The organism is Proteus sp. CD3, from assembly GCF_008808075.1.
GTDB lineage: Bacteria > Pseudomonadota > Gammaproteobacteria > Enterobacterales > Enterobacteriaceae > Proteus > Proteus appendicitidis.
In genome coordinates this window covers 3,515,502-3,527,140 of record NZ_CP019686.1, presented here as the reverse complement: position 1 = coordinate 3,527,140, position 11,639 = coordinate 3,515,502, and the positions used below count along the sequence as shown (strand labels likewise).

The 11,639-nt window shown below is 39.0% G+C and carries 9 protein-coding genes; 6 read left to right on the top strand and 3 right to left on the bottom strand.

Annotated elements, in window-relative coordinates:
• Positions 1-323 precede the first annotated feature (323 nt).
• The 4 genes from BTA34_RS15710 to hemN all read left to right on the top strand — a co-directional run bounded on the left by BTA34_RS15710 (position 324) and on the right by hemN (position 4,252).
• Complete coding sequence (locus BTA34_RS15710; RefSeq protein ID WP_151436351.1) at positions 324-998, top strand: CsgG/HfaB family protein; 675 nt, start codon at positions 324-326, stop codon at positions 996-998.
• Positions 999-1,021: 23 nt separating this feature from the next.
• The gene (locus BTA34_RS15705; RefSeq protein WP_151436350.1) at positions 1,022-1,375 is read left to right on the top strand and encodes a DUF4810 domain-containing protein; all 354 of its coding nucleotides are present in this window, start codon (positions 1,022-1,024) and stop codon (positions 1,373-1,375) included.
• Entirely contained in the window at positions 1,372-2,028 is a 657-nt protein-coding gene (locus BTA34_RS15700) for a DUF799 domain-containing protein (protein WP_151436349.1), read from the top strand. The genes BTA34_RS15705 and BTA34_RS15700 overlap by 4 nt, the downstream gene beginning before the upstream one ends.
• 850 nt (positions 2,029-2,878) lie before the next feature.
• Positions 2,879-4,252 carry an oxygen-independent coproporphyrinogen III oxidase gene (gene hemN, locus BTA34_RS15695; RefSeq protein ID WP_151436348.1) on the top strand — a complete coding sequence of 458 codons (1,374 nt, stop codon included), beginning with the start codon at positions 2,879-2,881 and terminating at the stop codon, positions 4,250-4,252.
• A gap of 19 nt (positions 4,253-4,271) precedes the next feature.
• Here hemN and glnG read toward each other — a convergent pair whose 3' ends face one another.
• From glnG to glnA, 3 genes are all read right to left on the bottom strand, one after another.
• Entirely contained in the window at positions 4,272-5,696 is a 1,425-nt protein-coding gene (gene glnG / locus BTA34_RS15690) for a nitrogen regulation protein NR(I) (RefSeq protein WP_151436347.1), read from the bottom strand.
• Between the two features lie 10 nt (positions 5,697-5,706).
• Positions 5,707-6,753: a nitrogen regulation protein NR(II) gene (gene glnL / locus BTA34_RS15685; RefSeq protein ID WP_151436346.1), complete on the bottom strand. Its 1,047-nt coding sequence runs from the start codon at positions 6,751-6,753 to the stop codon at positions 5,707-5,709.
• A gap of 185 nt (positions 6,754-6,938) precedes the next feature.
• On the bottom strand, positions 6,939-8,348 hold the full coding sequence (gene glnA / locus BTA34_RS15680; protein WP_088494326.1) for a glutamate--ammonia ligase: 1,410 nt from the start codon (positions 8,346-8,348) through the stop codon (positions 6,939-6,941).
• A 360-nt stretch (positions 8,349-8,708) separates the two neighbouring features.
• Here glnA and typA point away from each other — a divergent pair, with 360 nt between their 5' ends.
• Together typA and yihX are read left to right on the top strand one after the other, a co-directional pair.
• A complete protein-coding gene (gene typA, locus BTA34_RS15675; RefSeq protein ID WP_099076001.1) occupies positions 8,709-10,544 on the top strand; it encodes a ribosome-dependent GTPase TypA in 1,836 nt (611 codons plus the stop codon).
• 456 nt (positions 10,545-11,000) lie between these two features.
• Complete coding sequence (gene yihX / locus BTA34_RS15670) at positions 11,001-11,618, top strand: glucose-1-phosphatase (RefSeq protein WP_151436345.1); 618 nt, start codon at positions 11,001-11,003, stop codon at positions 11,616-11,618.
• Positions 11,619-11,639 lie beyond the last annotated feature (21 nt).

The window sequence follows — 11,639 nt, the reverse complement described above, 5'->3', positions numbered from 1 at the left end:
ATAAATTTGCTTCTATTTTTTTATGGGTTTAATTTTAAACTGACTTAAGGGATATTGAAAAAATAATAGATAAAGCATTACCTATTTTATCTTTATATTTATTTGTTGTTATTTTTATCGCCTATCTTCTATTCTCCCCATCGCTGATTGCCTTTATATTATCAAATAAGAGTTGATGGTCTTTTAACCTTATTATTATTAAGGTTTTTAAGGGTAGCTCTCACGAGCTAAAATCGAAAGCATTATTTCTGTTTATATCAACCCTGCTTCAATTAATAGAATGAATATCTATGGGTTTATTTCACCTTTATTGGGTTATTAATATGAATTTAAATAAATTATCGTTTGGTTTGATCATGATTTCTGCTTCATTCCTAGCAGGGTGTGCATCAGAATCTTCACGCTCTTTAGAAGTCGCTAAAGTTGCAACCTATAACACAACTTATACAGGCACTAAGAGCGCTATTTCTATTGGTAAGTTTGATAACCGTTCTAGTTATATGAATGGAATATTCTCTGATGGAGTTGATAGATTAGGCAACCAATCCAAAACGATTTTAATGACGCACTTACAACAAACAGGGCGTTTTAATGTATTAGACAGAGCCAATTTATCTGAATTAAAAGAAGAAGCCGGTATTAAAGGGCAAAGCCAACAATTGAAAGGCGCTAATTATGTGATAACGGGTGATGTAACAGAATTTGGCCGTAAAGAAGTGGGCGATCGTCAATTATTCGGTATTTTAGGTCGCGGTAAAACACAAGTTGCTTATGCAAAAGTGAATTTAAACGTTGTGAATGTGAATACATCAGAAGTGGTGTTCTCATCTCAAGGCGCGGGTGAATATGAGCTTTCTAACCGTGAAATCATTGGGTTTGGTGGAACAGCAAGCTATGACTCAACATTGAACGGTAAAGTGCTTGATTTAGCGATCCGCGAAGCGGTTAACAATTTAGTTGCAGGTATTGAGAGCAATGCTTGGCAGCCTTCAAAATAATGCGCCTTTATAAGGATATAACGATGTCTAAACCATTAATAAGCCTTGTTTTTGGGGCATTATTACTGACAGGCTGTGCAAGTGGCCCGAAACCACTTTATAACTGGGACAGTTATCAACAAGTGGTATATCAGCACTATCAACAAAGTGAAAGTGATCCTCAAGCACAAATTGATGCATTGAAGAAAAGTATAGAGCTTTCTCGCGCTAAATCATTAGGTATTCCACCAGGATTACATGCGCATTTAGGGATGTTATATGGTGCGACGGGTGCATTAGATTTAGCGATGGCAGAATTTAATGAAGAAAAAGTACTTTACCCTGAATCAGCGGAATTTATGGATCGCCTGATGAAAAATAAAGGAATGCAAAAATGAGTCGCTTATTCGCTTTAATTTGCTTGGCTTTTGCGTTGGTATTAACGGGATGCGCCCAGCCTGTTAAAACAGATTACACTGCATTTAAACAGAGTAAACCAAAAAGTATTTTAGTCTTAGTGCCGCAAAACCACACAACGGAAGTTAGCGCGGGGCACAGCTTCTTATCTCAAGTAACATATCCTTTGGCAGAAGCGGGATATTATGTTTTCCCTGTTGCTGTTGTTGAAGAAACATTTAAGCAAAATGGTTTATCCATGGCAGGGGATATTCATGCAGTAAGCCCTAATAAACTTCGTGAAATCTTTGGTGCTGATGCTGTTTTATACTTAGATATCACAGAGTTTGGAACGTCATATCAAATTATTTCTAGTGATACGCGAGTGACTGTTACTGCCAAGCTTGTTGATCTTCGTAATGGTGGCGTGTTGTGGAGTAGTTCTGCAACGGCATCAAGTACAGAAACAGACGGCTCTTCAGGTAGTTTAATAGGGATGTTGGTTTCAGCCGTTGTGAATCAAATTGTGAATACCGTATCAGACAAAAGCTACCAAATTGCAGGTATAACCAGTATACGTTTACTTTCAGCAGGAAAGGCGAACGGTATTCTATATGGCCCACGCTCTCCTAGTTATGGTAAAGATGCAGAATAAGCAAATGCAATAAAATAAGCATAATAATGAAAAGGCTCTGTTTAATTAGTTTAAAATAAGCAGAGCCTTATTTTATTTACAGATAATAATTATTCTTATTTGATGATGGGTAATACTACCTATATTTGCCACAAAATAAGTATGAAATAGAGAGTAAATAAAAAGAGGTGTTGTTATTGAAAAGATAAACCATCCTTGGTTGCTAGTCCGTTTCCTTCCGTGGTTAATAATCCATAATTCGGGTATATAAAAGAGACTGATTAAATAAGAGAAACGTCAAAGAAAATAAGATAAGGTATGGGGGATGCTATCTTTCCTTGTAATATAGCGACCTTTATTCTTTAGTAGCCCTCAAATTTAAATCAAAACACGACCTAGTTGGATATTAATCAATGTTTGCCTCTAGGATATGTAATATTATAATTTAGGTAAAGATATAATTGTTACTATTATTAGAATCATCGAATTAAGAGGGAATAAAAGAATAATAAAACTAATATAACGAGATATTTAATTAATTTAAATCGTATTTTGAGTAATATATCGTTTTAAACTCGGTGTAAAAGTTTTATTCTGATATTCCACGATAAATTAACACTACTAACATATTGAATAAACTTAATTTATTCATGAATATCTTTAATGGGTAAGACTATTTTTACATAATGTGATTTACATCACGTCATATATTTGAGTGTTATCGCCTATCAATAAGAAGAGAGGGATCCACACGATACCTCTTTCGATCATATTCAGTTCCTGATTTATTGGTTACACTATTCTTTCAGATATTCATAATGTCTGTTTGCTGGTATGAGATATCAGCGGTTCACTTTTGGAAGGTAGAGGCATGTCAGAACAAACAATTATTTGGGATCTTGACCTGATCCATAAGTATAACTATTCAGGTCCTCGCTATACATCATACCCAACAGCATTAGAATTTAATCAGCAATATGGCGATGATGATTTTATCAAAGCGACTCAACGCTATCTTGAGCGCCCTTTATCGCTTTATATTCATATTCCTTTCTGCCATAAGCTGTGCTATTTCTGCGGCTGTAATAAAATTATTACTCGCCATAAACATAAAGCAGATGAATATCTTGATGTTTTAGAAAAAGAAATTATTAACAGAGCGCGCTATTTTAAAGACAGAAAAGTGACTCAAATGCATTGGGGCGGGGGGACACCGACTTTTCTGGATAAACAACAAATTAGCCGATTGGTTTCGCTATTACGCCACCATTTTCATTTTGTTGATAATGCAGAACTCTCTATTGAGATTGATCCTCGTGAAATTGAGCTAGATGTTATCGACCATCTACGTCATGAAGGATTTAATCGCCTGAGTATGGGGGTGCAAGATTTCAATAAAGAAGTGCAACAAAAAGTAAATCGTGAGCAAGATGAAGCATTTATTTTTGCATTGGTAGAGCGTGCGCGTGAAGTGGGTTTTCACTCCACCAGCATTGACTTAATTTATGGCTTACCTAAGCAGACCAAAGAGAGTTTTGCCTTTACATTAAAACGTGTTATTGAGCTATCACCAGATAGATTGAGTGTTTTCAATTATGCGCACTTACCTAATTTATTCGCGGCTCAGCGTAAAATTAAAGATGAAGATCTCCCTTTAGCAGAAGAAAAATTAGAAATATTACAAGAGACAATTTCTACGCTGACAACAAACGGCTATCAGTTTATTGGTATGGATCACTTTGCTAAACCGGATGATGAATTAGCGGTTGCCCAACGTAAAGGTATTTTGCACCGTAATTTCCAAGGCTATACCACTCATGAAGAGTGTGATTTATTAGGCATGGGAGTTTCTGCAATAAGTATGTTAGGTGATAACTATGCGCAGAATGAAAAAGTATTGAAAGAGTATTATGCGCGAGTTAATCGTGAAGGAAATGCGCTATGGCGCGGTTTATCTCTGACTAATGATGATTGTATTCGCCGTGATGTAATTAAAACCTTAATTTGTAATTTTAGTCTGCGTTTTTCTGATATTGAAAAAATGCACAATATTGTCTTCCATGACCATTTTAAAGAAGATTTAGAATTACTTATGCCAATGAAGGATGACGGTTTAGTTGAAATAACAGTAGACGGCATTCAAGTTACACCACGAGGACGTTTGCTTATTCGTAATATTTGTATGTGTTTCGATACCTATTTACGAAATCAAATGCGCCAACGTCAATTCTCGCGTGTTATTTAATTGATGAAGGGTTAGGGGATCAATATTCCTCTATCCCTAACTCTTTTAATTTGCGGGTTAATGTATTTCTTCCCCAACCTAATAATCTTGCTGCATCTTGTTTATGCCCTTGCGTATATGCCAAGGCACTGAGTAATAGTGTGCGTTCAAATTGAGGCAGCGCATCTGCTAAGATATTTTCTTTCCCTTCACCTAATGTTTCATCTGCCCATAATGAAAGATGTTGTGACCAATGTTGAGAAGAAGCAATTCGATTGATATTTTTGGCTTTCTCATCAGGCTGGCGAATTTCTTGTGGTAAATCTTGAGGCATAATCTCTTGGCTTGCCGTCATTACCGTTAACCAGCGACACACATTCTCTAATTGTCTGACGTTACCTGACCAGCTATATTCCATCATTATTTGTAAACTTTGCTGATGAAGAACTTTGGCTTCGACGCCCAATTCTTTTGCTGTTTTTTGCAGAAAATAGCGCGCTAAACTGGGAATATCTTCAGTTCTATCGCGTAATGGCGGCAACTGAATGCGTATGACATTGAGACGATGATAGAGATCTTCACGAAAATCACCGGCCTGAACTCGCTTTTCTAAGTCCTGATGAGTTGCGGCGATAATACGCACATCGACTTTTACAGGGGCATAACCGCCTACACGATAAAATTGTCCTTCAGCCAGAACTCGCAGTAAACGTGTTTGAATATCAAGAGGCATATCACCAATTTCATCAAGAAACAGTGAACCGCCATTCGCTTGTTCAAATCGACCTTGGCGTACTTGAGAGGCGCCTGTAAATGCCCCCTTTTCATGACCAAAAAGCTCTGATTCAATCAAGTCTTTAGGAATTGCCGCCATATTTAGCGCGATAAAAGGAGAGGACGCTCTTGGGCTATGGCGATGTAATGCATGTGCCACTAACTCTTTTCCTGTACCCGATTCCCCATTAATAAGTACACTAATTGAGGAGCGAGAAAGCCGACCAATAATACGGTAAACCTCTTGCATTGCAGGTGCTTCGCCAATCATATCTGTCACTGATTGCAGCAAGGTTTCATCGGTATTGGGTTGTTTTTGTTCGCGATAATGCGTAATGGCGCGATCAATTAATGCCAATGTTTCGTCGATATCGAACGGCTTTGGTAAGTAATCAAATGCCCCTTGTTGATAGGCATTAACGGCAGCATCGAGATCAGAATGTGCCGTCATAATAATAACGGGCAGAGTTGGGTATTGTTCTTTAATTATTTTTAAAAGAGATAAACCATCCATATCAGGCATACGAATGTCTGATAACAACACATCAGGTATTTCTGTATTGAGTGCATTAAGCACATCATTCGCATGCTCAAAGGCTTTACAAGACATGCCTTCACGAGAAATGGCACGTTCAAGTACCCAGCGAATAGAGCTGTCATCATCAACAACCCATACATTTCCTTTTTGCATTGGTTATCTCCTACTTAATTGGTAAATAAATAGAAAACTCAGTATTTCCAGGCCAACTGGTAAACTCAATTTTGCCTGCATGTTGATCCACTAAATTACGCGCAATAGAAAGCCCCAATCCATTACCGCCTTCTCTACCACTCACCATGGGGTAAAAAAGCGTATCTTGTAGATGAGGAGGAATACCATCACCGGTATCAATCACATCTATACGGGCAACAAGTTTGTGGCGCTCACCATGAAGCGTGACCTGAAAAGCCGTACGGGTACGCAAAATAATGGTTCCGCCGTTTTTTTCAACGGCTTGTAAGGCATTGCGTGTAATATTTAGCAGTACTTGTTCTATTTGATCTGGGTAATGTGATAACTCAGGTAAACTGGGATCGTAATCTTTTAGTAAAGTGACATTTTCAGGGCATTCAAGGGAAATAAGCTGAGCAACGCGTTCAACAACATGGTGAATACTCTGGTGGGTTTTTGTCCCTGGATGTTGGGGGCCGAGTAATCTGTCCACCAATACACGTAGGCGATCAGCTTGTTCAATAATAACTTGCGTATATTCCGTTAAAGCTGGATCTGGTAAGGATTTGGCTAGCAATTGAGCCGCGCCTCGTAATCCCCCCAACGGATTTTTAATTTCATGTGCCAGCCCCCTAACCAATTCCCTTGCTGCCATTTGCTGTGCTTGTTGTATCTGCTCTTGGCTTAACCGGCGTTGACTATCCATAGGCGCCAGCTCCAGCAAAATGTGTTGCTCGGAAATAGGTTGGGCACTGAGCGACATTGTGTGTGATTGGTTATTTACAACCAATATCACTTCATTGTCGGTAAAGCTTTGTCCATTCGCTAATGTTTCACGCATTAAATCAGCATCAAAAGAGTAATAGCTGAAAAGGGCAGTGAAAGGCGTTTCAAATAATTTTCGACGGCTTTGTGCTAAAACCTGTAACGCAGAATGATTTGCGTAGCAAATAATAAACTCTTTGTTGATAACCAATACTGAATGTATCAATGAGTCTAAAATTAATGTGTTGTCAGGTAAGTCTGCCGTTTCCATATTGAATACCCCATTGCACCATTTTAGTGCATCTTACCTTTATTACATGAATGAACCAATGCGTAAGTGAAAAGACTGACTCCTTAAATGGGAGAAAAGTGCCCATCCGAAGATGGGCAAAATAGCTTCACGGCAAAAAAAACAGTTTTACATCAAGGCTTAAATATTTATCTGTAAAAATAGTCTTAAGCACTGTAATACATTTCAAATTCAAGAGGATGCGGAGCCATACGTACACGTTGAACATCAGCACGTAATAATTCTAAATAAGCATCAATAGCATCATCAGTAAATACACCACCGCGGGTTAAGAATTCACGATCTGCATTTAATGTATTTAATGCTTCTTCTAATGAACCTGCGACAGTTGGGATCTCTTTCGCTTCTTCAGGTGGCAAGTCATAGAGGTTTTTATCCATAGCATCACCAGGGTGAATTTTGTTGATAATGCCATCAAGACCCGCCATCAACTGAGCCGCAAACGCTAAATAAGGGTTTGCTAAAGGATCTGGGAAACGGACTTCAATACGACGTGCTTTCATGCTGGCAACCACAGGAATACGAATTGACGCAGAGCGGTTACGTGCTGAGTAAGCCAACATAACAGGGGCTTCAAAACCCGGAACTAAACGTTTGTAAGAGTTAGTGGTTGGGTTAGTAAACGCATTTAATGCACGAGCGTGTTTGATAATACCGCCGATGTAATACAGCGCCATTTCAGATAATCCGCCGTATTTATCACCGGCAAATAGGTTTACGCCGTTTTTAGACAGTGACATATGGCAGTGCATACCTGAACCGTTATCACCAACTAATGGTTTTGGCATAAAGGTCGCTGTTTTACCAAATACGTGAGCCACGTTTTGTACCACGTATTTATAAATTTGGGTTTCATCTGCTTTTTTGGTCATGGTATTAAAGCGAGTAGCCACTTCATTTTGACCCGCAGTTGCGACTTCATGGTGATGAGCTTCAACAACTAAGCCCATTTCTTCCATGATATTACACATGGTAGAACGAATATCTTGTGATGAATCGACGGGTGGCAGTGGGAAGTAACCACCTTTAACCATTGGACGGTGACCTTTGTTGCCGTCTTCATATTTGGTATTGGTGTTCCATGCCGCTTCAATATCGTTGATAGCGTAAGATGCGCCAGAAATATCGTTTTTGAAACGAATATCATCAAATAGGAAGAACTCTGGCTCTGGCCCAAACAATACTGTGTCTGCGATACCACTTGATTTTAAATAGTCTTCAGCACGTTTTGAGATAGAGCGTGGGTCGCGATCATAACCTTGCATTGTGCCTGGTTCTAAAACGTCACAACGAATAATCAGGGTTGGATCTTGGAAAAATGGGTCAAGCATTGCCGTTGTTGCATCTGGCATCAGCACCATGTCTGATTCGTTAATGCCTTTCCAGCCACCAATAGAAGAACCATCGAACATTTTTCCTTCTTCAAAGAAATCATCGTTAACCTGATGAGCCGGAATAGTAAGATGTTGTTCTTTACCGCGGGTATCAGTGAAACGTAAGTCAATATATCTAACTTTATGTTCTTCAATCATGGATAATACATGTTCAAGGGACATAGGAACTCTCCTGGCGAATGGTTTTATTGAGTGCAGTGGCCTTACACATTTTTTCGGTGAATTTTTTGCTCACCTAAATTCTATTGCGAAAAGCATGCCAACTTATCTAAAAAGGGATATATACTGTATTGATGAAGTTTAGTGTAGAATATCTCCTGTGATTTTTTAATTATTGCACAAAGTTGGTGCAAATTAAGCCTAATTAGTTGCACTGTTTTGGTGCAATCGAACGGATGCTACTAAATTCTGAGGCGTGAAAAGGATCACAATTCAATTAATTGCATATTGTTAAGCAATCATTATTGTGATCTTGTTTAGTCTCTCGTCTAAAGCGTGTACAATACTGCGCTTATTTCTACAATGCCTGAGGCAAATTTTGTGATCGAAAACTTGCGTAATATCGCCATCATCGCCCACGTTGACCATGGTAAAACAACTATCGTCGATAAATTACTACAGCAATCTGGTACGTTCGGCGAACGTGAAACCGTTGCTGAGCGCGTGATGGACTCAAATGATCTCGAAAGAGAGCGCGGAATTACTATTCTTGCGAAAAATACAGCGATTAAATGGAATGACTATCGTATCAATATCGTAGATACCCCAGGACACGCCGACTTCGGTGGTGAGGTAGAACGCGTTATGTCTATGGTAGACAGCGTTCTATTGCTGGTTGACGCGATGGATGGCCCAATGCCACAAACTCGTTTTGTGACACAAAAAGCGTTTGCTAACAACTTAAAACCAATTGTTGTTATCAATAAAGTTGACCGCCCTGGTGCGCGTCCAGACTGGGTTGTTGATCAGGTATTTGACCTGTTCGTAAACTTAGGTGCAACTGACGAACAACTTGATTTCCCAATTATCTATGCATCTGCATTAAACGGTATTGCGGGAACAGATTATAATGACATGGCTGAAGATATGACTCCGTTATATGAAGCTATTGTCAAATATGTAGAGCCACCAAAAGTTGATCTGGAAGGCACATTCCAGATGCAAATTTCTCAGTTGGACTACAACAACTACCTAGGTGTTATCGGTATCGGTCGTATCAAGCGCGGTAAGGTTAAACCTAACCAGCAAGTGACTATCATCGATAGCGAAGGTAAAACTCGTAACGGTAAAGTCGGTAAAGTGTTAGGTCACTTAGGCTTAGAACGTATCGAAGTTGAAGTTGCAGAAGCTGGCGATATCATCGCAATCACAGGCTTAGGCGAACTGAATATTTCTGACACGATCTGCGAAACAGGTGCTGTTGAAGCATTACCTGCATTAGCCGTTGATGAACCAACTGTTAGCATGTATTTCTGTGTTAATACTTCACCTTTCTGTGGTCGTGAAGGTAAGTTTGTGACTTCTCGTCAGATTTTAGATCGTCTGAAAAAAGAGTTAGTCCATAACGTAGCATTACGTGTAGAAGAAACTGAAGATCCAGATGCATTCCGTGTATCAGGTCGTGGTGAGCTTCACCTGTCAGTTCTGATTGAAAATATGCGTCGTGAAGGTTACGAATTAGGTGTATCTCGTCCTAAAGTTATCTTCCGTGACATTGACGGTCGTAAACAAGAGCCTTTCGAACAAGTCACTATCGATATTGAAGAACAGCACCAAGGTGATGTGATGCAAGCGATGGGTGAGCGTAAAGGTGAAATGCGTGATATGCAACCAGATGGTAAAGGACGTGTACGTTTAGACTACATTATTCCTAGCCGTGGTCTGATTGGTTTCCGTACTGAATTTATGACTATGACATCAGGTACTGGTTTACTGTATGCAACATTCAGTCACTATGATGATGTTCGTCCAGGTGAAATCGGTCGCCGTAATAACGGTGTTATGATCTCTAATGGCCAAGGTAAAGCCGTTGCTTACGCACTGTATAGCTTACAAGACCGCGGTAAATTATTTGTGACTCATGGTGCAGAAGTTTACGAAGGCCAAGTGATTGGTATTCATACTCGCTCTAATGACTTAACAGTAAACTGTTTAACGGGTAAAAAGCTGACTAACATGCGTGCTTCTGGTACAGATGAGGCGACAACGCTGACTCCACACCTGAAACAAACATTAGAACAAGCATTAGAATTTATTGATGACGATGAGTTAGTTGAAGTTACTCCGCAGTCTATTCGTCTGCGTAAGCGTTATCTGTCAGAAAACGATCGTCGTCGTGCTTACCGTAGCAAAGACTAATTCGTTATTCTGATAACATAATTCTTAGGGCGCGTTTAGCGCCCTGAGTTTATACTCGTCATACTTCAAGTGACAGAGGTGTTGACTAGGTTCAATTAGTCGAGTCACATAGTTTATCTATGTTTCCCGTCTATCTTTATTGTCGCCTACCTGTAACTTAAATTATTTAGAGTATCTGGTACTACTAATTAGTCATGCTATAAGACAGTAGTACTATATAAGACGAATGCGGTGGAAAATTTGCCACCGCATAAGTTTTTCGCTTCCTTCCTATCTTTCAGTGAACGACATCTTAAAGTTAAACCCCTTTTTTCTCATTTTGCTTCTCCCTCTCTGCTGGTTTTCTGTTTTACAAAAAAATTAAGTGTGATTATTGTACTTTTTTGACGTTTAAGCCTGTTCAGTAAAGCGATTTATGATTAAAGTAAAATGAGTTTTCTATTATGGAGAGGATTTATGCTTTATATCTTTGATATGGGTAATGTGATTATTGATATCGATTTTAACCGAGTATTTGCAGTATGGAGTAAGCTGAGTGGTGTTCCATTAGCGAGCCTAAAAAAGGATTTCACAGCAGGCGAAGTTTTTAAATTACATGAGCGCGGTAATATTACAGATATCGAATTTGCTGAAGAAATTAACTCAGAACTTGGCATGAGCTTAAGCTTTGAGCAATTCGCTGAAGGATGGCAGGCTATTTTTATCGCAGTACGACCTGAAGTCATTGATATAATGAATAAACTAAGAGAACAAGGACATCGGGTTGTAGTGTTATCAAATACTAACCGTTTACACCAAGATTACTGGCCAGAACACTATCCTGAAATTGCAGCCTCTGCTGATTTTCTCTACCTGTCGCAAGATCTTGGCATGAGAAAACCTGATCCTGAACTCTTTAAGTATGTTTTAGAATCTGAAGATGTTGAAGCACAAGATGCTGTTTTTTTTGATGATGTAAAAGCCAATGTTGATGCAGCTATTGCTGTGGGTATGAAGGGTGTACATGTCATTGATAAACAGACTGTCATTGACTACTTCAAAGATTATGATTTTTCTCTCCCAGTAGAAGAATAATGCTATTGTAAGGATAACAAT

Bases quoted from the DNA above. Each gene is read 5' to 3' on its own strand.
- BTA34_RS15710 (WP_151436351.1), top strand. From the start codon at position 324: ATGAATTTAAATAAATTATCGTTTGGTTTGATCATGATTTCTGCTTCA.
- BTA34_RS15705 (WP_151436350.1), top strand. From the start codon at position 1,022: ATGTCTAAACCATTAATAAGCCTTGTTTTTGGGGCATTATTACTGACA.
- glnG (WP_151436347.1), bottom strand. From the start codon at position 5,696: ATGCAAAAAGGAAATGTATGGGTTGTTGATGATGACAGCTCTATTCGC.
- hemN (WP_151436348.1), top strand. From the start codon at position 2,879: ATGTCAGAACAAACAATTATTTGGGATCTTGACCTGATCCATAAGTAT.
- yihX (WP_151436345.1), top strand. From the start codon at position 11,001: ATGCTTTATATCTTTGATATGGGTAATGTGATTATTGATATCGATTTT.
- glnA (WP_088494326.1), bottom strand. From the start codon at position 8,348: ATGTCCCTTGAACATGTATTATCCATGATTGAAGAACATAAAGTTAGA.
- glnL (WP_151436346.1), bottom strand. From the start codon at position 6,753: ATGGAAACGGCAGACTTACCTGACAACACATTAATTTTAGACTCATTG.
- BTA34_RS15700 (WP_151436349.1), top strand. From the start codon at position 1,372: ATGAGTCGCTTATTCGCTTTAATTTGCTTGGCTTTTGCGTTGGTATTA.
- typA (WP_099076001.1), top strand. From the start codon at position 8,709: ATGCCTGAGGCAAATTTTGTGATCGAAAACTTGCGTAATATCGCCATC.